The sequence below is a fragment of the Streptomyces sp. NPDC005141 genome (assembly GCF_053599975.1).
On record NZ_JBSFYW010000018.1, the window covers coordinates 18,247 to 42,498 of the forward strand.

Below are 24,252 nucleotides of genomic sequence, written 5' to 3' on the forward strand. Positions count from 1 at the left end.
CAGCGGGCGCGAGGGATCAGCCGGGCGAGGGAGTTGGATTCCCCGTGTTCCAGCCGCTGAACCTGTGGTGGTGTTGCGCGCCAGCGGGCCGCCCGGGTGACGGAAGATCAAGGAGCGGGCCTGGAGCGGAGGTGAAGGCCGTGGATCCTGTGGACCGGGAAGGCGACGAACGGCCCGGGCAGTCCACCAGCGACAGTTCCGGCTCAGACCTGGACGCCCCGAACCTGGCCCGTCTGAGCGGGTACTTCACGGCGGCCGTGCAGGGCGCGATAGGTATGGATGTCCCCGCCGCGCTGTGCCGTGCCTGCGTCGATCTGATGGACGTCACTGGGGCTTCGGTGTCGCTCGCCGGTGCGAACGGGGAGACCCAGACTCCGTGGTGGTCAAGTGACGAGGTGGCGGGCCGCCTCGCCGAAGCCCAGTACACGCTCGGTAACGGACCGTGTAGGACGGCGCTCACGCACGTGGCCCCGGTAATGGCGGCTGACCTGGCCGGAGGCGCCGACGCGGCCCGTTGGCCCGTCTTCGCCCAGCAGGCCGTCGAACTCGGGGTACGGGCGGTCTTCTCGCTGCCGTTGGGCGGCACTGCCGTCGTGTTCGGCACCCTCGACCTCTACCGGGCGAGCGCCGGCCCACTTTCCGAACGGGACCGCTCCCTTGCTTTCCCCGCTGCCGATGCCATCACCACAGCGCTGCTCAATCTGCACGCCCACGATGCTGAGCACCATCTGGCCGGGGCATGGCTGGATGGGTCGGAGACAGATCACGAGGAGGTCCACCAGGCCACCGGAATGATCATGGTGCATCTCGGGGCCGACCCCCACCACGCACTCGCCCGCCTGCGGGCCCACGCCTTTGCCAAGGGACAGTCGGTGACCGAGGCGGCTTTCGACGTCATCGCCGGAAGGATCAGGTTTCATGAATAGATCCGCCCGCACCAACGGGCCGGATGACGGGAACGGTGGCACGGCATGACACGCGAACAGCAACTGACCGAGGCGTTCGTCGACCTCAGTGACACCCTCGCCGACGATGCCGACCCCCTGATGCTCCTCGACCGTCTGGCGCGCTACTGCGTCGACCTGACCAGCATCGACGCTGCCGGTGTCATGCTCGTCAACGCCCGCGGCCAGTTGAGGCCCGCAGTCGCCACCGACGACCGCACCACCCTCACCGAGATCATGCAGGTACAGATCCGCCAGGGCCCCTGCGTCGACGCCTACGACACCGGTGTCCAGGTCCATGCCGTCGAACTGCGCGACCACGCGGAGCAGTGGCCCGCCTTCGTCCCACTGGCGCTGGCCGCCGGGTACGACAGCGCCCATGCCCTGCCCCTGCACGTCCGGGGCCAGACAGTAGGCGTCCTCAACCTCTTCAGTGTTCACCGCTCAGCGCTCACCGGCACGGAGACCCGTCTCCTGCGCGCTCTGACGGACGTGGCAACCACCGCTGTCCTCACCTGGGATCGCGCACTGCTCCGGCCCGGGGACATCGCCCCCCGTGTCCAGGTCGCTCTGTCCGGCGAAGCGCTCATCGATACCGCCTGCGGCATGCTCGCTGCTACCGTCGGCATCAGCCCTTACCAGGCTGCTCGCCAACTGTTCATTCACGCAGCACGGATCCGCCTGCGGCCTACCGACGTCGCCGACCAACTCGTACGACGCGTGATCACTCCGCAGTATGTCTTGGGCGCAGTGCCCGACAAGAGTGAGTGACCTGTCTCTTCCCAGGGCGGCCCGGGGACCAGACGGCAGAAGGCCGGGGGAATGTACGGGGGCGAAGTATGCGCGGCGATGCCACCGTGAAGGAGCCATCCACACCGACTCCAGGCAACGGCGAGGAGGCTCCACATGCCTGCCGCTTCCGACACCACAGGAATCCGCCCGTTCTCGTTCGACTTCCCCGATGCCGAACTCGAGGACCTGCGCACGCGCATCCAGGCGACGCGCTGGCCCGACAAGGAGACTGTCGACGATCAGTCACAGGGCACACCACTAGCCACGATTCAGAACCTCGCGCACTACTGGGCGACCGAGTACGACTGGCGCAAGGTCGAGGCGAGACTGAAGGCTCCACCGCACTTCATGACCAGGATCGACGGGCTGGACATCCACTTCATTCACGTCCGCTCGAAGCACGAGAATGCCCTGCCGCTCATCGTCACCCATGGGTGGCCCGGCTCGGTCATCCAGCAGCTGAAAATCATCGACCCGCTCACCAACCCCACGGAATATGGCGGCGACGCATCGGACGCCTTCGATGTCGTGATGCCGTCGCTGCCCGGCTACGGATTCTCGGGCAAGCCGACCACGACCGGCTGGGGACCCGAGCGCATCGCACGCGCCTGGGCCGAACTCATGAAGCGCCTTGGCTACACGCGCTTTGCGGCGCAAGGCGGCGACTGGGGCGCGATCATCACGGAATTCATGGGCGTACAGGCGCCTCCAGAACTGGCCGGCTTCCACACCAACATGGCCGGTGCCGTTCCCCCGGAGATCGACCAGGCACTCGCGACGGGCAAACCGCTTCCGGCCGGCACGGATCTCACCGAAGAGGAACAGCGTGCGGTCGGGCAGCTCACGTCCGCGTACGCGCACGTCTCCTACGCCTACATGATGGCTTCACTGCCTCAGTCGCTGACAGCTTTCGCGGACTCGCCCGCCGGTCTGGCGGCCTTCCTGCTCGACCCCGGCCTGGAGCTGATCCCGCGGGCGTTCGGCGGAGAGGCCGACGGCCTGACACGAGACGATGTACTGGACAACATCACTCTCTACTGGCTGACGAACACGGCCATCTCCGCGGCTCGTCTCTACGGGGAGAACAAGAAATCCTTCTTCGGCGTCAAAGGCATCACCCTCCCGGTTGCCGTGAGCGCCTTCCCGCAGGAGATGTACCAGCCGCCGAAGAGCTGGGCAGAGCGCGCGTACCCGAACCTCATCCACTACAACAGACCCTCCAAGGGCGGGCATTTCCCGGCCTGGGAGCAGCCGGAGCTCTTCGTCGAAGAGGTCCGCACGGGCTTGCGACAGCTTCGCCAGTGACGGCGTCGCTGTCGCGGTGCCCTTGGTGGCCGTGGCGAATCCGGTTGCCCTGTTGCGCACGTGCAGCCCTTCGCGTCAGCTCTCGTCGGGCGTCAGGCGCATCGAGATGCTGTTGATGCAATACCGCTGATTGGTCGGGGTCGGAAACCCCTCACCCGCGAACACGTGGCCGAGGTGCGATCCGCACCGGGCACACCGGACTTCGGTCTGTTTGATGCCGAACGACCGGTCCTCGACCAGTTCGACCGCGTCGGACTCCTTCGGATCGTAGAAGGAGGGACAGCCGGAACGGGAGTCGAACTTCTCCGAGGAGGTGAAGAGTTCGGCGCCGCAGGCGCGGCAGGAGTAGACACCCTTCGTCTTGGTGTCGGTGTACTCGCCGGTGAACGCCGGCTCCGTGGCAGCCTTGCGCAGGACCTTGTACTCGACGGGGTCCAGCTCGGCGCGCCACTGGTCGTCCGGCTTCTCGATCTCGTATGACATGAAACTCAGCCCTTCACAACAGGTGCGGCGACAAGAGAGCTGCCGCGATTCAGGAGTTACGCTTCCGCGCGCTTCGACAGTCGCCAGTCCGGTCGGGGGAAGTGGCAGGAGTAGCCGTCAGGAAACTTCTGCAGGTAGTCCTGGTGCTCTGGTTCGGCTTCCCAGAACGGGCCGGCAGGCACGACTTCGGTCACTACCCTTCCCGGCCACAGTCCCGAAGCGTCGACATCGGCGATGGTGTCCTCGGCGATGGCTCGCTGCTCGTCGTCGAGGTAGAAGATGGCGGAGCGGTAGCTGGAGCCGACGTCGCCTCCTTGCCTGTTCTTCGTGGTCGGGTCGTGGATCTGGAAGAACAATTCCAGGATCGCGCGGTAGTCCGTTCCGGCAGGGTCGAACGTGATCTCGATCGACTCCGCGTGGCCTTTGTGACTGTGGTACGTGGCATTGGGCAGGGTGCCGCCGCTGTATCCCACCCGAGTGTCCAGAACACCCGGTGCTGTCCGCAGCAGATCCTGCATGCCCCAGAAGCAGCCACCCGCCAGCAAAGCCCTACTTTCGGTGATGGTCATGATCTGTTTCCACCTGCTTCCATATCGCGGGTCATGGGTCGTTCGCAGCCTTGCGCGCCCGCTTGTGTAGTACGACGGACCGTCAGCAACCCCGCGCTCTTGGCGGAGAAGCCGAGACGAACGCACTGCTCGCAGGTCCGTACCCCGACATTGCCGCCGTCCCTGTCCATGACCAAACCAAGGAAGGAGATGGCCATCCGTCACCTGTGACGGCGCAGATATGCGGTAGCGCATGCGACCCGAACCCCAACCGGCCTGCGGACAGGGGGCTCCCTCCGACGCTTCGGGGCACTCTCGGCGGTGCTGGCATCACAGACTCTTCCGCCTGTTTCATGTATGCGGAAAATGAGGGCGGTGTGCGGTGAACTCCTCTTCAGTAGATGTCGTCTTCGCGGATGAGTGTGAGTAGGTTCAGCATCTCCACATAGATCCATACCAAAGTGATGACGAGCCCGAAGGCGGCCAGCCAGGACTCCTCGCGGGGGGCACCGTTGGCCACGCCGTCCTCCACTTGCTTGAAGTGCAGGGCGAGGAAACAGGCACCGATGACTATGCCGATGACGCCGAACAGGACTCCGAGGCCTCCACTGCGGGCCCCGAGACCGTCATCCCCGTTGAAGAGGGAGAAGAGCAGGTTGCCGGCCAGCAGGATCAGGTAGCCGATCGTGGCGGCCATCACAAATCCGTAGAAGCGGCGGGTGACACGGATCCAGTGCAGCTTGTAGGCAATCAATACGCCGGCAAATACCGCCATCGTTCCTGCGACTGCCTGGATGACTACGCCTGGGGAGACGTAGCTGGAGGCGATACTGGAGACCACGCCGAGGAAGATTCCTTCGAATGCCGCGTACGCCAGAATCACCGCTGGTACCGGTTTTGTCCTGAAGGCCTGAATCAGCGCCAGAACCAGGGCCACCAGTGCCGCACCAGTCGCAATACCGTACGACCTGCCTATGCTGTCCGAGTCGACCGGCAGCAACGCCCACGACAGCACAGCTGCCAACACCGCTACGCCCAGTGTCAGGGCCGTTCGGCTTATGACGTCGTCGAGCGTCATCGCGTTGCCGGCGGTCTGCGGCGGAACTTCTTTGCGCAAGCTCAGTACGGATGTGTCCGGCGCATCGCGCTCGGCAAAGAACCCTGCGACCGACTCCCCGTCGCCCTTGGGAGCAGAATTCCTCTTCTCCCACTGCTTCAGCACGGGGTTCGAGCTCTTCAGCGACCGGCTGTCCATGTACGACATAGGGTCCTCAATCACATAGTTGCCGTTCTGCCTACCGCCTCTGTGACGATTGCGCTCCGGTCACCGCCCTCTGCCGTGCAGGCGTGAATCGCAGGTGCTTCACCACCTCGGCCCGCTTCGTGCCAGGTGGGGAGGACCCCGTCGGTTCCGGTTGGCTTGCCCCGAGAGTCCGCAGTCGGGCGTCGACGGAACCGCCCTCCTGCCGCCGTTGCTGCCAGAGGCGCGTCTTTTCCAGTGCCTTACAGCAGCCTTGCGCCGCTGTTGCCCGCGTCGCCCCCGGGGAACCCCCGGGAAACGGTCCACGGGATCAATCCCGGGGACCCCGGGGGAGCGGTCCCGAGCGACGCGATCCCGTACCTCGGCAGCTCTCGATTCTTTTCCTGCTCGGGCCGATACTCGCCGCCTGCTGTAACTTCGGTAGGTATCTGTTTCGGACCCTGCCGCGGGGTCGCTGTGACTACCGGAGGGGCACGGATCGTGCGAGGTCCGACGACAGAATCGCCGAGCATGCGAGGTATCGATGAGGGCCGTTAGCGACTCCGATTTCGATGAGGTCGTCCTCAAGAGCAGCAAGCCCGTCCTGGTGGACTACTGGGCCGAGTGGTGTGCGCCGTGCAGGATGATCGCTCCGATTCTGGAAGAGATTTCCGCCGAGCACGGAGACAAGCTCGAGATCGTCAAGATGAACATCGACGAGAACCCCCTGACTCCGGCGAAGGCCGGAATCTCGGGGATCCCGGCGCTGCATGTGTTCTCCGGTGGACAGGTTGTCAAGCAGATTCTGGGTGCCAAGCCCAAGGCAGCCCTCCTCGTGGATCTGGCTGAGTTCATCTGAGCTCGGCCAACCGGTGGAGGGCGAGCAAACGCGGCTCGTGCGACCGGCAGGCCGCGAAGTCGCAGGTGCCGCCGGGGTGGACTGGCAGCCCCGATCGGAGGACTCGTGGGCTGACTGCCCGGGCCGAGTTGAGGGATCCGCCGCCTGGTGGTCGACTGACCGGGATGTCCGCTGCGATCCCGGGCAGCACACTCCGCCATGGTGCGGAACAAGGCCGTCGGATGGCATTCCGGCGGTCTACGGGCGAGGCGCATGATCCTGACGGATGGCGTTCTCCTATGCTGCACCTAGTTTTGCTCTTTTCATCCTTGGCGTATCTGCGTAGGAGTTCACCCCTGACGAATTTGCTCAGGGGCGAAGGAGGAAGCCGTGCTCGGGACGTTCGCGCAGGTGTTCAGAACCTCTGACTTGCGTAAGAAGCTCTTCTTCACGCTCGGCATCATCGTGCTGTACCGCGTGGGTTCGCATGTCCCGATCCCTGGAGTGAGCTATAAGAATGTCCAGACGTGTGTGGATTCCGTGTCCAAAGAGGGCGGGCTACTGGGGCTGGTGAATGCCTTCAGTGGCGGCGCTCTGTTGCAGATCACGGTATTCGCGCTGGGAATCCTGCCGTACATTACGGCGAGTATCATCCTCCAGTTGCTGACGGTCGTCATTCCGAGGCTGGAGGCGCTGAAGAAGGAGGGCGCCTCAGGTCAGGGAAAGATCACGCAGTACACGCGCTATCTGACAGTGGCACTTGCCGTCCTGCAGGGGACGGGCCTCGTCGCCACAGCCCGCAGTGGTGCGCTTTTCCCCAGCTGCCCGACGGCTAATTCCATTGTGCCTGATCAATCGATCCTCACCACGATCGTGATGGTGATCACGATCACCTCCGGAACTGCCTGCGTGATGTGGTTCGGAGAGATGATCACCGAACGCGGAATCGGCAACGGAATGTCGATGCTCATCTTCATCTCGATTTCCTCCACGCTCCCGGGCGCGCTATGGACCGTAAAGCAGGAGGGAACCATTGCCGGTGGATGGATCAACCTTGCTCTGGTTCTTCTCATTGGGTTCGCGATGGTGGGATTGGTCGTCTTCGTGGAACAGGCGCAGCGTCGCATTCCGGTGCAGTACTCGAAGCGGATGATCGGTCGCAAATCCTACGGCGGTACGGCGACCTATATTCCGCTGAAAATCAACCAGGCCGGTGTTGTCCCGGTCATCTTCGCTTCATCACTCCTCTACGTTCCCGCGCTGATCGCGCAGTTCTCCGACTCGAATGCGGGATGGGCGGCGTGGATCACAGGCAACTTCGTCCGGGGCGACCATCCCTTCTACGTGGCTGCCTACTTCCTCCTGATCGTGTTCTTCGCGTTCTTCTACGTGGCGATCACGTTTAATCCGAACGAAGTAGCCGACAACATCAAGCAGGCCGGAGGATTCATCCCAGGCATCCGGGCCGGCCGGGCCACGGCCGAATATCTGGGTTACGTCCTCAACAGGCTCACCTGGCCGGGATCGCTCTACCTCGGACTGATCGCTCTCGTGCCGACCGTGGCGTTCGCCAGCTTCGGCGGCGCCAACCAGCTCACCGGTACAAGCGTCCTGATCATCGTGAGCGTCGGGCTGGAGACGGTCAAACAGATCAACAGCCAGGTCGAGCAGCACCACTACGAAGGCTTCCTCCGATGACACAGCCCAACGCGTGTGACCGCCGGGGAAGGGGCTTCGCCCGGGCCTTCCCGGTGGGTGAGGTCTTGCAGGGAAGGCCGAGGCTGCCGGGGTATCCGGGTGTGCGGGTCGCCGGGGGACAGGTGCCTGGGCAGCCCGCCGGGCTCTTCCGCTCTCACCGGATGCCGGATGCCGGATGCCGGATGCAGGGATTGTGCACGCTGCGTAGACTCGGGACACGGACATCCATTCAGGCTCGTTGAGGACGCCCACTGCGCCGGCGGCCTGGCACCCACGACTGCTGCTGGACTCCTTCGGTGTCTCCAACAACGTGTCGTTCTCGACGCATTGGACGTGAGGTTCCTCATGACCACGCCGCGGGACCTGCTGTTCGTCGCTCTAGACGTCGAAGCCGACCGGCCCGTGCAAGGGGGTGAGCTGTCGCTCGCGCTCGCTGGAGCCGAGTTGCTCGACCTTCTGCAGGCCCCGACCATCCGCTTGGACGCCGGTCGCATCGTGCCGGGCAGTCTGCCGACACCGGCAGATCGCCTCCTGGTGGAGGCTGCGGCCTCGCTGGTCATGTCGGAACCGTACGAGCTGGTCGACGACTGGCTGTGGCGCAGGGGCGACTCCCTGGCCGGGACCTACATGGCCGCCGCCGAGGCGGAAGGACTGGTCGTGGAACAGGGCCGTAAACGCTTCCGGGACGGGCAGAGAGTCCTGGTCGACTCCATCCCTCGTCGCCGGGCGGCGGAGCGCTGGGCTTCGGCCGAACCGGTCCTTGTCCATCTCGCCGGAAGCCTGGGCATCCAGGACGAGCAGGCCGGAGACCTCCCAGAGGTCGCCGACTACGCCGTGGAAACCGTCCTGGCCGCTGTCAACGGCGCGCTCCTGGAGCTGGCGGCGGAACGACAGCGGCGGGGTATCGAAGAGGCCGCATACGACAACATCTGGCGCAGCACCGAATGACTGCTCTTCCCGCTCGCCTGTAGCCACTGTATTTCTCCGCATTTACCTGCATCGCCCTGCACGTGTCCGCCATTCAACTGTCCCCGCAGCTGCGCTTCGGTGCAGGAACGCGAGTCCGACGACGCCTGGCCTTGAACCCCGGGGTACTTCCCTGGGGTTTCCCCTGGGGCGACGAGTGCGACCGCTGTAGGAGGCTGTAGTGGCCACGGGCAAAGTGCGAAGCGCGTCACGGTGATCGAAGGAGTGCCCGGCCAGGTTTGCCGGCCCTATGGGGACGTGCTGCCGGCGCATCGCGTCCTCGAGCCGGCTGTGGCCAGTGCGCGTGCACCCGCTGGGCGGGCTGGACGGCGCGGCGGCGGCGGCCGGCTTCGCAGCTGTCGTAGACCCTCGGGAGGCGGACATGACGGTGAGTCGGGTCGGCGTGGTCGTGCACGGCGGGCGCCCGGAGGCCGTGGAGACCGCGAGGACAGTGCGGGCATGGTGCGACGAACACACCATCGCATGCAGGGACATCGACGTGTGGAACGACGGGGCACGGCTCACCGCCCGGCAGGAGATGGCGGCAGCGGGAGATCCGGACCTCATTGTCACCCTGGGCGGCGATGGCACCTTTCTGCGCGGAGCCCGGCTTGCGAACACCGTTGACGCTCTGGTGCTCGGGGTCGATCTCGGTCGTGTGGGCTTCTTGACCGAGGTCCCCATGACACGGGTGCAGGAAGCGCTGGACGCCGTGCACAAGGATCAGCTGGATGTCGAGCAGCGCATGCTCCTGACCATGCGCGCCTCGTGCCGCCTGGAGGTGCCCTCGGACATCGAGGCCTTCATGCGGCACGGCCGGGGCCCGCTCCTGCCGGCACCGAGTGTGCGTCCCAACTGCGAGATGGGCGGCGAATGGGGCATTCCACTCGACGTGGAAGCCCTGAACGATGTGGTCCTGGAGAAACTGGCCAGGGACCGACAACTCTCCGTAGGGGTCTATGTAGCAGGCCGCCTGCTGGCCGCCTACTCCGCCGACGCACTGCTGGTGGCCACTCCTACGGGCTCAACCGCCTACAGCTTCGCCGCCGGCGGCCCCGTCCTCTCACCATGTGCCGAGGCCCTGGTCTTCACTCCGGTCGCACCCCACATGACCTTCAACCGCTCGGTCGTGGCTGCTCCCGATGAACCCATCGGACTGCGCGTGCTCGAGCGCTCGGGCCAGGCCGCGGTCAGCATCGACGGTCAGCTCCACGGCATCCTCGACCCGGGTGACTGGATCGGCGTGTACGCGTCACCACGCAAGCTGCGTGCTGTACGCCTGGGCCCCATGGACTTCTACGGTCGCCTACGCGAACGCATGAACCTCACCGACGCCCCGGCTGCTCTGGCCGACGGCACTTCTGCCCCCCTGTGGCCCCTGACCACCGCGCCGCCGGGGGACCTGGCGCACTTGGCCCTGCCGCACCGGTCCGCGCGACCCAGGGACGAACCACCGTCGGCGGGAAGGACAGCGGGAGCGATCACAGCCGCTCCTGCCAGCCAGTAACACGTGCTCTTGGCCGTCGACCGAAGGAGGTTCCCAGGAGCGGGAGTTGGCCGCTGGGTGTACCGGACGACGTCTGATCTTGATTGCGCATGGAGCAGTTCGGTCGCAGCATTGAAGCAGCAGATTCACAACGGCTGAAGGGCGGCACCCGCACCGGTCGGAGCGAATGATCGGTTTGTTCGTGGAGCGGCCCGGTCTGGGGGTGAGACCAGAAGGTGAGTGAGGTGCACAGACAAACCGCTCTACGTCGAGGAGTCGCACTCATAGCGGGAGTGGTGCTGCTGCTCATCGGCATCGCACTGCTGGTCCTGCCCGGCCCAGGCCTGCTGCTCATTCTCGCCGGCCTGCTGGTCCTCTCCGATCAGTTCCCTGCCGTAGCCCGCTACGTCGATCCGGTACGGGAGCGCGCCATGCAAGCGGCCAGGGAAAGCGTCGCCTCCCCGATTCGGATCGCCGGATCCGCCCTCACCGCGGCGGCGCTCCTGGCGGCCGGCCTGTTCTGGGGCCTGATGCCTGAGCTGCCCCTCGGTGGCTGGCCGACCGGTGCCGGGCTGATCCTGTCGAGTCTGCTTCTCATCGCCCTGCTGGTGTACAGCTACCGCACGACGCGTGTTCCCCCTTACACCAGTTGACGGACTCCCGGTGCACCGTCCTCGGGGAGGCCGTCCGTACGGCTCGTGCGCGAGCAGAACACGGTCCGCGAGCGTAGGCTGGAGATCACGTTCCGCGAGCCCGGCACCGAGGTGTTCGCTCGCATTTCGGTAGCCGCAGAGCAGTCGCCGGCGGCAAAACCGGCTGGCTCCGCATCCCTGTGACGGGTGTTCCGCCAGTTGCGGGCTTTCAAAGACCATGGACCTGACCAGAATCGGCGCAGGAGGCCGTTATGGGCACCGCAGAGCAGGACGGCACAACGACCGCCGATGAAACGGCAGCCATGGAGATGAATCTCGAGGTCGTCGTGATACCAGTGACCGACGTCGACCGTGCCCTGCGTTTCTACCAGGGTCTGGGGTGGCGGCTCGATGCGGACTACGAGGCCAGCCCGGGCGGCTACCGCATCGTGCAGCTGACGCCACCGGGGTCGGGTTGCTCGATCCAGTTCGGTCGCGGGGTCACCCCCGTGGCAGCAGGCTCCGCTCAAGGCACGTTCCTGGTTGTCCGCGACATCGCCCGAACCCGCGACTGGCTGACCAGCAAGGGCGTTGAGGTGAGCGAGATCTTCCACCGCGTCTACGACACCGGCGTCCAAGAGCAGGTGGAGGGCCCCGACCTGGACAGTCTCAGCTACCACTCGTTCGCGACGTTCAACGACCCGGACGGCAATGGGTGGCTGCTGCAACAGGTTCAAGTGCGAGAGCCCGGACGGTGACAGGTTCTGGGACGGGTCACCACGAGAGATTGATCCGCTCAGCAGGAGGTTGGCCATGATCAGCGTGATGCGGCCGCTTCTCGACGGAGCTGCCGCGGGGGCTGCCGGCACGACTGCGCTCAACATTGCGGGCTACGCCGATATTGCGCTTCGAGGTCGGCCCGTCAGTACGACACCTGAGGTGACAGCGCGCAGGCTTGCCGAGAAGCTGCGTATCCGTATTCCCGGTGATGGTCAGACCTTGGAGAACCGGATCGCCGGACTTGGGCCGTTGACAGGATTCTCCGCTGGACTGGGTATGGGTGTCGCGTTGTCGTTCGTTCAGGCTGCTGGTTGGCACTCGTCGAGGACTTCCCGCTACGTCGCCGCCTCAGTCGGTGCGCTCATTGCCACGAACGTACCGATTGTGGTTTTGGGAATCACAGATCCACGGACTTGGGCAGTCCCGGACTGGATCTCAGACGTCGTCCCGCATGTTGTCTACGCGGTAGTCACAGTAGGCGTCCTGGACAGGTTGGAAGCGGCAGGCCCCAGCTGAGAGCGCATCCTCGAGCAACCGCCTCCACCCGAGTGTTGACGACCCTCCCGCCGCTTGCCCGAAGACAAGGGGAGTGGGCAGGTCACTCCCGGAAGTCGCTCCGATCCGCTACCGCCACACCGTGCTGCCTTGCCACTCTCACCGCCTCCGACAGGGTCTCGATGTCATAGGCACCCCGGTGACGACGACCGTTGATGAAGAAGGTCGGTGTCCCCGACACTCCACACATGTCCGCGGAATCCACGTCCACCGCCACCTTCCGCGCCCCGCGATGATTCTCCAGCCCTTCGCGGAAGGCCGACATGTCCAGCCCGAGCTCATGCGCATAGCGCAGCAGATCGTCCACGGTGAGCGCGTCCTGCCGCTGCATGAGCAGGTCGTGCATGCCCCAGAACGCCCCCTGGGCGCCCGCCACCTCTGCTGCCTCAGCGGCCAGTTGGGCGTGGGGATGCACGTCTGTCAGCGGCAGATGGCGCCACACATAACGCACGTCGTCCCCAAGGTCGGCCAGCAACTCCCGCACCACCGGCTCGGCCTGTCCGCAGAACGGGCACTCGAAGTCGGCGTACTCGACCACCGTCACCGGAGCATTGTGCGGGCCCCGGATCCAGTCATGATCGGGATCGACCGCGAAGGTCAGATCGTTGAGCGGCTGCCGCTTGCCGAGCAGTGCGCGTGCCTGCTGGCGCTCAGGCAGCATCATGATGGCAGCCGCGACAGCCGAGCTGACGAGGTACGCCGCCAAAATCGTGGCAACGATGCCGATCCGCGCCTGATTCAGTTCCTCACCCTCGAAAGCCAACGAGGCAATCAGCAGTGAAACGGTGAAGGCGGCACCGGCGATGGCGCTTCCCACGGTCACCGAGCCCCACCCCACGGTCGGTTGCAGCCGCCCCTTGGACACGACCCGTGCAGCGGCAAGGGCGCCGACGATGCCGATCACGTTGCCGAGGACGCAGCCGCACACGATGCCCAAGGTGATGGGAGAAGAGAAGGCATCGGTGAGTTCCTCCGAGTCAAGAGGAGTACCGGCGTTGGCCAGAGCGAACAAGGGCACGATCGCGAAGCTCACCCACGGCAGGAACCTCGCCAGCAGCCGCTCGTTGGGGGAGATCGCGGCCGCCAGACCCTGGACTGCGGATCGTTGCAACTGAGGGGTCGGCTGCTCACGGAAGAGCCGGAACAGCCCGCTCGCCCGCTCAAGATCCGTGCGTCCAGCCGGATAGGCGATGGCCAGGGCCCCCACGGCCAAGCCGGTCACCACAGGATCCACTCCGCCCTGCAACAGCGCGACCCACACCACGACGGCCAGCAGAGCGAGAGGGCCGCTGCTTCGTACTCCCGCCAGCCGTAGACCTGCGATGCCGAGCAACCCACCGGCAGCGACAATCAGCGCCGGTAGATGGAGGTCGCCGGTGTAGAAGATGGTAATGACGACAAGAGCCACCAAGTCGTCCACGACAGCGATGGACAGAATGAATGCCCTGAGAGAAGCGGGCAGGCGTGACCCGAAGAGAGCCAGGATCCCGAGGGCGAAAGCAGTGTCTGTGGCCATGGCGACCCCCCACCCGTGCATCGAGTCGCGGCCGGCGTTGAAGGCAACATAAATGAGGGCGGGGACTGCCATACTGCTCAGCCCGGCGACGGCTGCCAGCAGTACCCAGCGTTTGTCGCGGAGTTCTCCGATATCGAACTCTCGCCGGGCTTCCAAACCGACGACGAGGAAGAACAAGCTCATCAGTCCACCATTGATCCACTCATGCAGATCCAATGACAGCTCGTACGAACCCACCCCGACGTACAGATGAGTTCCCCACACCGTTTCATACGAGTGGAGATCGATATTGGCCCAGATCAGGGCCACCACTACGGCGGTCACGAGGAGTAGGGCGCTGCCCGTTTCGGTACGTGCGAAGGTGCGCCAGTGCGCTTTCGTCATGCCGGACGGTCGCGGGGTGGTGACGTCGGGGTCTTCGGCGCGGTCGCTCACCTTCCGATTATGGTCACCGCCACCTCGACGACATTGCGTCCGCGGCTGAGGCGCCGCAGAGGCGCCCCATTGGGTGAGTGTCCAGGCGGTGTCGGGATCGCTGACGGGAGCCGGGCGGCACTCAGTCACCCGGCTTCAGGAGCTGTCGATCAGCAGGGGCTGTGGCTGTTGAACTACGGCAGCCACGTCAGGTGACTTAGGTAGATCGGCACCCGCCTCTCAGGAATCTAGGTCACATCGCAGATGTCCAGGCCAGAGCCGGAGCCCATCATGAAATGGCACCGGGAAACAGCAACGGCCACATACCGCCGTATCAGCCCACGGAAGAGACGCGGGTCCCTTCCTGCGGGGCAACGCCTGTTGAACCGACGCAGGACTTCACCTTTAGCCCGTCTTGAGTTCCCTTATCAAGGAGACGAATATGTCTGCCACGCCCGAGATCCGCCCGTTCACGTTCGACTTCACCGACGCGCAGCTCGAGGACCTGCGATCGCGCATCCAGGCGACGCGCTGGTCCGAGAAGGAGACTGTCACCGACCAGTCCCAGGGCCCGCAGCTCGCGACGGTCCAGGAGCTCGCACGCTACTGGGCGTCGGAATACGACTGGCGCAAGATCGAAGCCAAGCTGAAGGCTCTGCCGCACTTCATCACGGAGATCGACGGACTGGACATCCACTTCATCCACGTCCGCTCCAAGCACGAGAACGCTCTGCCGCTGATCGTGACGCACGGATGGCCCGGCTCGATCATCGAGCAGCTGAAGATCATCGAGCCGCTCACCAACCCTACGGCCCACGGTGGCAGCGCGTCGGACGCCTTCGACGTCGTGATCCCCTCGATGCCCGGCTACGGGTTCTCGGGCAAGCCGACCACGACCGGCTGGGACCCCCAGCGCATCGCCCGCGCCTGGGCCGAGCTGATGAAGCGCCTCGGCTACACGAAGTACACGGCGCAGGGCGGCGACTGGGGTGCGATCGTCACGGACTTCATGGGTGCCCAGGAGCCCGAGGGCCTGGTCGGCATCCACACCAACTTCGCCGGCATCGTTCCCCCCGCGATCGACGCTGCGCTCGCCAACTTCCAGCCGCTTCCGGCCGGCACCCCGGAGCTCACCGAGGAAGAGCAGGCCACGGTCGAGGAGCTGAAGTTCGCGTACTCGCACGTCTACTACGCGTACCTGATGGGATCCCGCCCGCAGACCCTGACCGGCCTCGCGGACTCTCCCGTCGCCCTGGCGTCCTACATGATCGACCACGATGCGGCCAGCCTGGACCTGATCACCAGGGCCTTCGCCGGTGAGGCCACCGGCCTGACGCGTGACGATGTCCTCGACAACATCACGCTGTTCTGGCTGACGAACACCGGCGTCTCCGCGGCCCGCCTCTACTGGGAGAACAAGAGCGCCTTCTTCGGCATCAAGGGCGTCAAGCTTCCCGTCGCCGTCAGCGTCTTCCCCGACGAGATGTACACGGCGCCGAAGAGCTGGTCCGAGCAGGCGTACCCCAACCTGGTCCACTACAACCGGGTGGCCAAGGGCGGTCACTTCGCGGCGTGGGAGCAGCCGGCGAGCCTCGTCGACGAGATCCGCACGGGCCTGCGCCGGATGCGCTAGACGAATGGCGCCGACCGTCTGTAACAGGCTCTGAGTCAGCTCGGGGCGGCCGAGTGGTCTCGCGACAGACCTCTTGCTCGCCCCCGAGCTGAGCGCCGCCGTCGTGCGCCACATCTGAGGATTCCCAGAACTCACGCGGTGGAGCGGCAGGTCCTCGTTCGGCACGTGGAGGTTCAGACCCGACAACGTCGAACCGACCGCCCTGAGTTCGCGGGAGGCATCGGCCCCACCTGGGATGGGAGCAGCCATGCAACGGGGCCGGACCACAGACGGCAGGGCCCCGATGTCTCCCTGTCCCCGCCCGCTCACGGGCCCTCTTGATTCTCGTACACGCCCCCTCTCACCGGGGGCAACCAGACGTTGGACAGGCGGATTGCCTCATGCCCCGCACGACGGGCACATGTGCACACACCGATCATCATTGCGCGTTCGATCGCCCGTGCCGTGTGTGACGGATTCCGCGACGCGTCACCAGCCCCCGGTGCGGTCTCCTCTGATCAATGGCTGACCCCTTCCGCGGTCTGGTCGTGGACGGCAACGGCGGTGTCGTTCGGCTATGGACCCACCACTGGACCGTGGAGTGAGGACACGCCGACAACGTGCTACGGCAGTGGACCACAGCACAAGTCGGCCGTCTCCCCGGGCACTTGCCACTCAGGTGACGATGCCGGGACCACGGCGCAGCCGGCCCCGGGCCGGCCCGAACGGCCGCCTTGTCTCTGTCGGTGACACGGCACGAAAGACACGCCGTGAAGTGCGGCGACCGGCGGACAGCGGCAGACAGCTCCCCATCCGAGAGGAACACGACGAGTCATGACCATCGCCAAGGAAAGGGCAGTGCTGGCAGGCGGCTGCTTCTGGGGCATGCAGGAACTGCTTCGGACACTCCCGGGTGTTCTGAACACCCGGGTCGGATACAGCGGCGGGCACACAACCCACCCGACGTACGAACATCACGGTGGCCACGCCGAGTCGATCGAGATCACATTCGACAGGGCCGTAACCGACTACCGCACTGTCCTGGAGTACTTCTTCCAGATCCACGACCCGACCACGATGAACCGACAAGGCGGCGACATCGGCCTCAGCTACCGCTCCGTCATCTTCTATCTCAACGCACATCAGCGACGTGTCGCCAAGGACACCATCGCCGATGTGGACAACTCGGGGCTGTGGCCAGGAAAGGCAGTGACCGAGGTCTTGCCAGTCGGTCCGTTCTGGGAAGCCGAACCGGAACACCAGGACTACTTTCGCCAGTACCCCAACGGCTACACCTGCCACTTCCCGCGGCCGAACTGGCGGCTGCCGAAGCGCACAGAGTCCTGATCCGGCCGCCCCCGTCCTTTCGATCCTGCGAAGCGAGGACTGACGCGAGGGTGGCGCCGCAGGTGACGGCCCATGGGTGCTGCTCTGCCCAAGGACCATCACGACTCCAGGGCGTCTCGCAGCATGCCCCGAGAGGTGATACCCAACTTCGGGTAGATCTGGTAAAGATGGGCCCCGACGGTCCTGTGCGAGAGGAACAGACGCTCCGCCACCTGCTTGTTGGTCAGGCCGGACGCGGCGAGCTTGGCTATCTCGAGCTCCTGGGGCGTGAGCGCGTGCACGTTCGATGTTCCGGTTCGCCGTGTACCCCCGCCTGCTGCCCGCAGTTCCGTCTCGGCACGTTCCACCCAAGGCCGGGCGCCAAGATGCTCGAACGTGGACAGCGCCGCGCTGAGAGGCCCTCTGGACTCTGTTGTCGCTCTGACGCGTCGCAGCCGCTCGCCGTACGCCAGTTGAACGCGGGCGAAGTCGAACAGCCACCGCTCAGCCCCCGGGACCGTCAACGCCTTCGTGAAGAGTCCAAGGGCCTCGTCGTCGTCGGTGGTGGCCAGGGCGGCGGCGGCATCCATCAGCAAGGCGTGGCGTGAGGAGATCCGCGCCACATCTGCCTCCCGCATGGCGCGCACGTGGGCGGCAGCCTCCGGCTGCCGGTTGGTCCGGACGGCGGCTTCCACCATGTCCATTGCGACCCACAGTGCATGTGGCGCATGAGAGGTGAGGCTCCCCACGGGGCTGATGGCATTGGCGTGCTCATAGGCGTCCGCGAAGTCACCGCGCCCCAGGGCGGCAACGGTCGATGAGTGATGGGCGTAGTGCGCGGCGCAATAGGCCCTCTGGCGCATGGCTCTGTGGATGATTTTCTCAGCTGTCGCGTCCGCCTGTCCCGAATCCCCGCGTGCGGCGTGGAGGATGGACTGGATGTAGAGGAAGTACCAGGCGAAGGCGGTGTAGCCATGCGTTTCGCACAACTCGATTCCCTCGTCGGCCAGTTGTGCCGCCTCGTCCCACATTCCGGTGAGGTAGTCGTCCAGGCACAGATGTATCAGTCCGGACATGTACCGGCGCGCCGGCCCTCCGTCGCGTCCCATCCGCACCACTCGCCACGCTGATGCGCGGACCTCTCCGAGCCGGTCGACGTAGAGGGCCGCGGTGCCGGCCCGTGTCATCTGGACGGGATCACTCACACCGGCCAGTTCCGCGATGAGCGTGTCGAGTTCCTCCGAGGCCGCGGCACCTGTGCGCACCGGGTCGGAGAATGTCTTGCCCAGCGCGACAAGTACCACGGGCGCCTCGGGCGTCATCTTCTCCAGCGCTCGGTAATAGGGCTGCCACAGGTCGCGACGGGCCCCGAAGAAGCAGATCAGCGCAAGGGTGTGCAGAGCGTCTACGAGCGTCTTGTCCTCGGCGTCGTAACCATGGGTTCCGCCTTCGATGGCAGACACCAGCAGAGTGTGCGCCGTGTCGATGTCGCCGTCGCCGTTCAGCAGAAGAAGAGCCGCGGCTGCTGCCGAGTGCAGGAGGCCGGTCAGATCCCGAGCCGTGTGCCTGGCGTCGTCCAGAAGCTTTTGGGCGCTGGGCAGGGCGCCGGTGGATTCGGCGCCGACGTAGGCAGCCTCCGCGAGTCGACGGGCACGCTCGGAGCCCTGAGGGCTGAGGTCGGCAGACCGGATCAGCGTCCTCATGCCGCCCACGGCGTCACCGCGGCGAAGAGTGATGCCCGCCGCGGCCTCCAGCAGGGCGGCCACGCCCTCGTCGGGTTCCAAGGTCGCCTCGCCCAGGTGCCAGGCCCGCCGCTCGGGCTGATCCACGAGGACATGGGCGAGCGCCGCGTGCACCGCACGGCGTTCACCGCTGGTGGAGTTGTCCACCACCGCGGAGCGGATGAGCGGGTGGCGAAATCTCAGCCTTCGTGCTCCCTCGTCGATGTGGACCAGCTGGTCACGCTCGGCAGGGGTGAGGTCCTCCAGTTCGTAGCCGTCGTTCGCGTGCCTCGATGCTGCCTGCAGCACCCCCAGATCGCCGACACCCTCCAGTGCGGCCAGCAGCAGAAGGCGCTGCGACGGCAGCGGCAGAGTGGTGATCCGTGAACCGAACACTGCCTCCAGGCGCCGGCTGAGCGGCAGCACGGCCGGGATCTCATCCGGGGACGGGCCCGGCCGTGTGGGCAGCGCCGACGGCAGCTCCAGCAGGGCCAACGGGTTGCCGTGCGCCACGGTCAGCAGGCGCTGACGGGCGCTGGCGACCAGGTCCGGAAACCTTGCACTGACCAGGTGGTCCGCCGACTCCTCGTCCAGCGGCTGCAGCCGGAATTCAGGCAGAGCACCGCTGTCGGACAGGCTTTGCGAGCCGGAGCGCGATGCGGCGAGAAAGCTCACACCGATACCGGCCGCCCGACGGGCGACGAATCCCAGTACGGCCGCACTCGCCCCGTCGAGCCAGGGCAGGTCGTCAATGACCAGCAGCAGCGGATCACCGGCCGCGACCGTACGCAGCAGGAGCAGTACGGCATTGGAGACCATGAGCCGTTCCGAGGGTGAGCCGCTTTCGAAGCCGAGAGCGACGCGCAGGGCGTCGCGGAAGGGTGCGTCCAGTTCGGCCAGCGCGTCTTGGAAGGGAAACAGAACCTGGTTGAGCCCCGAGTAGCTGCAGTTCGCCTCGAACTCCACACCGGCGGCGCGCAGCACCTGGGTTCCCTCTGCCTGGGCCGCCTCGGCGAGGGCGTCGAGCACTGCCGTCTTCCCGACGCCCGCTTCTCCCGACAGCAGCAGTGCTCCGCCTCCGGCCCCGATGTTCAGGAGGCCGCGGATCCGCAGAAGGTCAAGGTCGCGACCTATCAGGCGGTCGACCGTGCCGTGCTTGGTGGAGTCACTGCTGATCATTTCACGCTCTCCATACAGTTCGCGGGTCATTGGGAGTGGCTCGAAGGAGGGAGTCGGCGGGCTCGCGCCGCCGCACGTCGCGGCTGATGTGCGGCAGCTGGGCAGAGGGCATCCGGCAGGGCACGTCGCCGGATGTCGGCCGGGGGGAAGTCGATCGCGGTGCGTCGGTCCTACCGCGCCTTGTCATCGCCGACGGCGTCCAAGGGGGGAGGTGATCCGCGCAGAGTTCGTCTCAGCGTGCCGTGAGGTGGGCGGGGGCCGTGACCGACGGGTCGCGGTCGACTCCCTGTGTCACCACTGACCGGGAATGGATCGAATGGTGAACGGCCGACCGGGCCGGTCCGAGCCCGTCCGTGTCCGGGACGGTCAGGCGCGCAGCGAGCCGGGTCGCCTCGCCGGCGCTGCGCGGGGGACGAGAGCCGGGGGAGCCGTGCATGTGGAGCCGTTCCCCGACACGGGCGTAGAGGGAAGGCAGCACGACAGGGGCTCCGTCACGGACGAAACCGAGGTGACAGAGGTGGTCCCGGCACAGGACCGCGTGCACCACCTCGCGGTCGGGCGAGGCGTGCCCGCGGATGCGGCTCGGGGCAATGCGATCCGTAGCGGCGTGGACATCGCTGACGGAGGGCGGGGACGATATGGTGCAATCCTCTTTGAACTAGTGCATACTGGCGATTGTGGTAGGAGGGTACACGTTCGCCGGACGCGGTGCTGCGGAGATCGCGGCGAGCATCGAGCGTGCCATCGGGCAGGGCGCACTCGCACCGGGCGCTTCGCTTCCACCGCTGCGGGAGCTTGCCGACCAACTCGGCGTCAACCCCAACACCGTCGGTGCCGCCTACCGCCGGCTGCGCGACCGTGGCCTCATCGAGACCGCAGGCCGGCGCGGGAGCCGGGTTCGACCACGACCGGCAGCCACAACCCTGCGGGACGAACTCCGCCCGGAGGTTCCACTCGGCGTACGGGACGTGTCGACCGGCAACCCGGACACCGCACTGCTCCCTCCACTCGACAAGGCACTCGCCGAGGCCGCCGCCCGGCATGCACGCCAACCCATGCTGTACGGCCACATGCCGGTCGACGACGAGCTCGGCCGTCTGGCCCGCGACGCCTTCGACACCGACAGCGTCCCCGATGGACCCGTCGCGCTCACCTCAGGATCCCTGGATGCCATCGAACGCGCGCTCCTCACCCACCTACGGCCCGGCGACACAGTGGCCGTGGAGGACCCCGGCTGGGGCAGCGTCTTCGATCTCATCCCGGCCCTCGGACTGCGGCAGGTCCCAGTCGGCGTCGACGACGACGGTCCTCTGCCCCACGACGTGGAGCAGGCCCTGCACCAGGGTGCACGAGCACTGATCGTCACCGATCGCGGCCAGAATCCGACCGGCGCCACGATCTCGGCCTCCCGTGCCGGCGAACTGCGGACCATTCTCGCGGAACACCCGCAAGTCCTCGTCATCGACGACGACCACGTGCACGGCCTGACCGAACTGCCGCTCCACCCGCTCGCCGGCAGCACACCGCACTGGATGCTCGTCCGCTCCACAGCCAAGGCCTACGGCCCCGACCTGCGCCTCGCCGTCTTTACCGGCGATCCACTCACGGTCGACCGGGTGCGAGGCCGCTACCGTCTCGGCCCCGGCTGGGTCAGCAGTCTGCTCCAGCACGCCGTGGCCCACCTCTGGCGCACCGAAGCCTTGGACATCGCGGCGGTCTCGGCCTCCTACGCCGCCCGGCGCAACGGGCTCCTGGGGGCACTGGCCGACCGCGGCGTCACAGCCTACGGCCGCAGCAGTATGAACGTGTGGATTCCAGTCCCCGAGGAAGCCGCAGCAGTCGCCTGGCTCCTGCGCTCCGGCTGGGCCGTCGCCCCCGGCGCCCGCTTCCGGCTCTCTTCGCCGCCCGGTATCCGCGTCACCGTCTCGCCCCTCACAACGGACGACGCGCCGGCCCTCGCCGACGCCATCGCCACCGCCGTCCGCCCGCACCGCGCCGGACGTTTCGCCTGACAGCCGGGACCGGCGGAGCTTGAAAACCAGGGGAGTTGGAGCAATGGCATCCGGATGGCACCACCGGGGCAGGCGACGCCCGCAGGCGAACCGGGACCGAATCAGGTCAGACATCGGTGTGGAACGCTCGCCTCAACGATCGATGACCTGGGCAGTCGCCCCGCGGGCCGCCTGCGTCGACGACAACGCGTTCAGCATGACAAAGTCGCCCGCATGGCGGTTCAGCTGGTTCCTGAACGCTCTTCGCGCCGGTGGCCGGGCGAGCCCTCAGGCGATTCCGAGATGGTGCTTGAGAGTCGGCCCGTCGTAGTCGTGCCGGAAGAGCCCCGCGCGGCGCAGCGCCTGCACCACGCCCTGGGTCAGCAGCTCCAGCCCCTCGGGCAGGTGGCTGTGCGACAGCACGAAGCCGTCCGCGGCCCTCTCCTGGAAGAGCTCGGCCAGCTCGGCGGCCACCTTCTCGGGTGTACCGGTGAATCCGAGGTGCAGGCTGTTCTGTCGGTGCTTGATCGCCAACTGCCGGACCGTCTGCCCGTGGTGGGTACGCAGCCACGCCCCGCCCCGCTGGTACTGCTCCTCCCGGAGGGCCTCGGCCTTTTCCAGCAGTGGGACGGGAATCGGCTCATCCAGCGGCAGTTCGGCCAGTCGCAGGTGGGGGCTCACCACCGTCTGGAGGTAGGCGATCGCCTTGCCGATGTCGATGCCGTCGACCCATTCCCGCTCCAGCGCCAACGCCTCGGCCTCGGTGGCGCCGAGGACGACGTGGGTGCCGAGCAGGATCTTCAGCGACTCCGGATCGCGGCCCTTGAGCCTGGCCCGGTCCTTCATGTCGGCGTAGAACGCCTGGGCGCTGCTGACGTTGTCGGCGGCGGCGAAGACGACATCGGCGTAGGTGGCGGCGAAGTCACGGCCTTCCTCGGAGCGGCCGGCCTGGACCAGCACCGGCCTGCCCTGCGGAGGGCGGTGGATGTTCAACGGCCCGTCGACGCTGAAGTGTTCGCCGCGATGACGGATCGGGCGAATCCTCGCCTCGTCCGCGAAGACGCCGGCCTCGCGGTCGAGGACCAGCGCATCGGGCTCCCAGCTCTCCCAGAGTCCGATGGCCACATCGACGAACTCCCGTGCGCGGGCGTAGCGCGCGGCCTTGGAGGGCAGCGGCTGGTCCGCGTAGTTCTCCTCGCCGACCGTTGAGGTCACCATGTTCCACCCCGACCGACCGCCGCTGATGTGATCCAGGGTCGCGAACTGGCGGGCCAGGTTGTACGGCGCGTTGAAAGTGGTCGACGCGGTGCCGATGAGCCCGATGTGCTTGGTCCGTGCCGTCAGCGCCGACAGCACGACCATGGGTTCCAGATAGTGCGGCGGGCCGCTCGCCCGCACACGCGAGGGATCGAGGCGCATGTTGTCGGCACGGAACAGTGCGTCGAACTTCGCGTCCTCGGCGGCCCGGGCTACCTCGGACAGCAGGCCGAGCGAGAAGGCCTCCTCGATGCGGCTGTCCTTCCGCCGCCAGAGTTGGCCGGCGGGCCGCCCGACCGACATCGCCAGATGGATCTGGCGTGGCCGTTCGGCGGCCATTACCGGGGCCCGTCGGGCAGCGGCGGATCGATGATCGGCAGAGCTTCGGCGTGCCAGCGTGCGAAGCCACCCCTGACGTGGGTGACATTGCGGTAGCCGTATGCGTTCAATTTCTCGATGACGGGATCAGAGCCGAATTCGGAATTACAGAAGACCACGATCTCCCCGCCGTCCGGCAGGTCGGAGAGCTGTGATATCAGGCTCGGCGAATCAGGGGCAAGCAGATCATCAGCGTGCGCCTTGTCCACCTTCACCGCACCCTCGATGTCGCCTTTCGGGGCGTCCGGCCGATTCCGGCGCACATCGATGAAGAGAGCCCCCTCCCGGCGCTTCTTCTCGGCGACATCGGGCTCGATCAACTGGTCTGCGTGGTGAATGACTCGGGTCTCGGGGTTGGCCATGGCCTTGATTCCTCCTCGGCAATTTATGATCCGGCAGAACGGGCGCCGCGCTATTGATCCACGATTTTGCGGGCGCCCGCCGTGCCGCCTCGAACTCTATTTCTTCAATGCCGTCGACACAACCATGCGGCAACATTACGGGCTTGAATCATAATTTCGGAGTGCATTAATGATTCGTAAGGCCGCGGGGGGCTCGAAGACCGCTCGGAGGGCACTTCGAGCCGCCCGC

Annotated in this window: 21 protein-coding genes; 13 read left to right on the top strand and 8 right to left on the bottom strand. The window is 66.2% G+C overall.

The window, feature by feature from the left end; all coding sequences use genetic code 11:
* The first annotated feature begins 44 nt into the window (after nucleotides 1-44).
* From ACWD68_RS16480 to ACWD68_RS16490, 3 genes are all read left to right on the top strand, one after another.
* Nucleotides 45-926, top strand: coding sequence for a GAF and ANTAR domain-containing protein (locus ACWD68_RS16480; protein ID WP_451807118.1), 882 nt, complete (start codon nucleotides 45-47; stop codon nucleotides 924-926).
* A 45-nt stretch (nucleotides 927-971) separates the two neighbouring features.
* Nucleotides 972-1,715 carry a GAF and ANTAR domain-containing protein gene (locus ACWD68_RS16485; RefSeq protein ID WP_451807119.1) on the top strand — a complete coding sequence of 248 codons (744 nt, stop codon included), beginning with the start codon at nucleotides 972-974 and terminating at the stop codon, nucleotides 1,713-1,715.
* 135 nt (nucleotides 1,716-1,850) lie between these two features.
* Complete coding sequence (locus tag ACWD68_RS16490) at nucleotides 1,851-3,041, top strand: epoxide hydrolase family protein (RefSeq protein ID WP_451807120.1); 1,191 nt, start codon at nucleotides 1,851-1,853, stop codon at nucleotides 3,039-3,041.
* A 75-nt stretch (nucleotides 3,042-3,116) separates the two neighbouring features.
* Here the strand turns inward: ACWD68_RS16490 and msrB are convergent, their stop codons facing one another.
* The 3 genes from msrB to ACWD68_RS16505 all read right to left on the bottom strand — a co-directional run bounded on the left by msrB (nucleotide 3,117) and on the right by ACWD68_RS16505 (nucleotide 5,312).
* A complete protein-coding gene (gene msrB, locus ACWD68_RS16495) occupies nucleotides 3,117-3,524 on the bottom strand; it encodes a peptide-methionine (R)-S-oxide reductase MsrB (protein ID WP_451807121.1) in 408 nt (135 codons plus the stop codon).
* 56 nt (nucleotides 3,525-3,580) lie between these two features.
* Nucleotides 3,581-4,093: a peptide-methionine (S)-S-oxide reductase MsrA gene (gene msrA / locus ACWD68_RS16500; protein WP_451807122.1), complete on the bottom strand. Its 513-nt coding sequence runs from the start codon at nucleotides 4,091-4,093 to the stop codon at nucleotides 3,581-3,583.
* A 373-nt stretch (nucleotides 4,094-4,466) separates the two neighbouring features.
* Nucleotides 4,467-5,312, bottom strand: a complete 846-nt coding sequence (locus ACWD68_RS16505) for a Bax inhibitor-1/YccA family protein (protein WP_451807225.1) — start codon at nucleotides 5,310-5,312, stop codon at nucleotides 4,467-4,469.
* Nucleotides 5,313-5,856: 544 nt separating this feature from the next.
* Here ACWD68_RS16505 and trxA point away from each other — a divergent pair.
* The 7 genes from trxA (at nucleotide 5,857) to ACWD68_RS16540 (ending at nucleotide 12,228) form a co-directional block, all read left to right on the top strand.
* Nucleotides 5,857-6,171, top strand: coding sequence for a thioredoxin (gene trxA / locus ACWD68_RS16510; RefSeq protein WP_451807123.1), 315 nt, complete (start codon nucleotides 5,857-5,859; stop codon nucleotides 6,169-6,171).
* Nucleotides 6,172-6,540: 369 nt separating this feature from the next.
* Complete coding sequence (gene secY / locus ACWD68_RS16515; protein WP_451807124.1) at nucleotides 6,541-7,848, top strand: preprotein translocase subunit SecY; 1,308 nt, start codon at nucleotides 6,541-6,543, stop codon at nucleotides 7,846-7,848.
* Nucleotides 7,849-8,193: 345 nt separating this feature from the next.
* Nucleotides 8,194-8,796, top strand: coding sequence for a GPP34 family phosphoprotein (locus ACWD68_RS16520; RefSeq protein WP_451807125.1), 603 nt, complete (start codon nucleotides 8,194-8,196; stop codon nucleotides 8,794-8,796).
* Between the two features lie 400 nt (nucleotides 8,797-9,196).
* Complete coding sequence (locus tag ACWD68_RS16525) at nucleotides 9,197-10,321, top strand: NAD(+)/NADH kinase (RefSeq protein WP_451807126.1); 1,125 nt, start codon at nucleotides 9,197-9,199, stop codon at nucleotides 10,319-10,321.
* Nucleotides 10,322-10,545: 224 nt separating this feature from the next.
* Nucleotides 10,546-10,953, top strand: coding sequence for a PGPGW domain-containing protein (locus ACWD68_RS16530; RefSeq protein ID WP_451807127.1), 408 nt, complete (start codon nucleotides 10,546-10,548; stop codon nucleotides 10,951-10,953).
* Between the two features lie 251 nt (nucleotides 10,954-11,204).
* A complete protein-coding gene (locus ACWD68_RS16535; RefSeq protein ID WP_451807128.1) occupies nucleotides 11,205-11,690 on the top strand; it encodes a VOC family protein in 486 nt (161 codons plus the stop codon).
* A 55-nt stretch (nucleotides 11,691-11,745) separates the two neighbouring features.
* Nucleotides 11,746-12,228: a hypothetical protein gene (locus ACWD68_RS16540; RefSeq protein ID WP_451807129.1), complete on the top strand. Its 483-nt coding sequence runs from the start codon at nucleotides 11,746-11,748 to the stop codon at nucleotides 12,226-12,228.
* 82 nt (nucleotides 12,229-12,310) lie between these two features.
* Here the strand turns inward: ACWD68_RS16540 and ACWD68_RS16545 are convergent, their stop codons facing one another.
* Complete coding sequence (locus tag ACWD68_RS16545) at nucleotides 12,311-14,218, bottom strand: Na+/H+ antiporter NhaA (protein ID WP_451807130.1); 1,908 nt, start codon at nucleotides 14,216-14,218, stop codon at nucleotides 12,311-12,313.
* A 421-nt stretch (nucleotides 14,219-14,639) separates the two neighbouring features.
* Between ACWD68_RS16545 and ACWD68_RS16550 the strand changes: the two genes are divergently transcribed.
* Nucleotides 14,640-15,830 carry an epoxide hydrolase family protein gene (locus ACWD68_RS16550; RefSeq protein WP_451807131.1) on the top strand — a complete coding sequence of 397 codons (1,191 nt, stop codon included), beginning with the start codon at nucleotides 14,640-14,642 and terminating at the stop codon, nucleotides 15,828-15,830.
* An 813-nt stretch (nucleotides 15,831-16,643) separates the two neighbouring features.
* Nucleotides 16,644-17,156 (top strand): peptide-methionine (S)-S-oxide reductase MsrA, encoded by a 513-nt coding sequence (msrA, locus tag ACWD68_RS16555; RefSeq protein WP_451807132.1) that lies wholly within the window; start codon nucleotides 16,644-16,646, stop codon nucleotides 17,154-17,156.
* A gap of 98 nt (nucleotides 17,157-17,254) precedes the next feature.
* Here the strand turns inward: msrA (ACWD68_RS16555) and ACWD68_RS16560 are convergent, their stop codons facing one another.
* Together ACWD68_RS16560 and ACWD68_RS16565 are read right to left on the bottom strand one after the other, a co-directional pair.
* Complete coding sequence (locus tag ACWD68_RS16560; RefSeq protein WP_451807133.1) at nucleotides 17,255-20,035, bottom strand: ATP-binding protein; 2,781 nt, start codon at nucleotides 20,033-20,035, stop codon at nucleotides 17,255-17,257.
* A gap of 232 nt (nucleotides 20,036-20,267) precedes the next feature.
* Complete coding sequence (locus ACWD68_RS16565; RefSeq protein ID WP_451807134.1) at nucleotides 20,268-20,582, bottom strand: pyridoxamine 5'-phosphate oxidase family protein; 315 nt, start codon at nucleotides 20,580-20,582, stop codon at nucleotides 20,268-20,270.
* A 130-nt stretch (nucleotides 20,583-20,712) separates the two neighbouring features.
* Here ACWD68_RS16565 and ACWD68_RS16570 point away from each other — a divergent pair, with 130 nt between their 5' ends.
* Nucleotides 20,713-22,047: an aminotransferase class I/II-fold pyridoxal phosphate-dependent enzyme gene (locus ACWD68_RS16570; RefSeq protein ID WP_451807135.1), complete on the top strand. Its 1,335-nt coding sequence runs from the start codon at nucleotides 20,713-20,715 to the stop codon at nucleotides 22,045-22,047.
* 267 nt (nucleotides 22,048-22,314) lie between these two features.
* On the opposite strand, the gene ACWD68_RS16575 is transcribed toward ACWD68_RS16570, so the two are convergent.
* Nucleotides 22,315-23,622 carry an NtaA/DmoA family FMN-dependent monooxygenase gene (locus ACWD68_RS16575; RefSeq protein WP_451807136.1) on the bottom strand — a complete coding sequence of 436 codons (1,308 nt, stop codon included), beginning with the start codon at nucleotides 23,620-23,622 and terminating at the stop codon, nucleotides 22,315-22,317.
* The gene (locus ACWD68_RS16580) at nucleotides 23,622-24,023 is read right to left on the bottom strand and encodes a rhodanese-like domain-containing protein (protein WP_451807137.1); all 402 of its coding nucleotides are present in this window, start codon (nucleotides 24,021-24,023) and stop codon (nucleotides 23,622-23,624) included. Before ACWD68_RS16580 ends, ACWD68_RS16575 begins: the two co-directional genes overlap by 1 nt.
* Nucleotides 24,024-24,252: the final 229 nt, after the last annotated feature.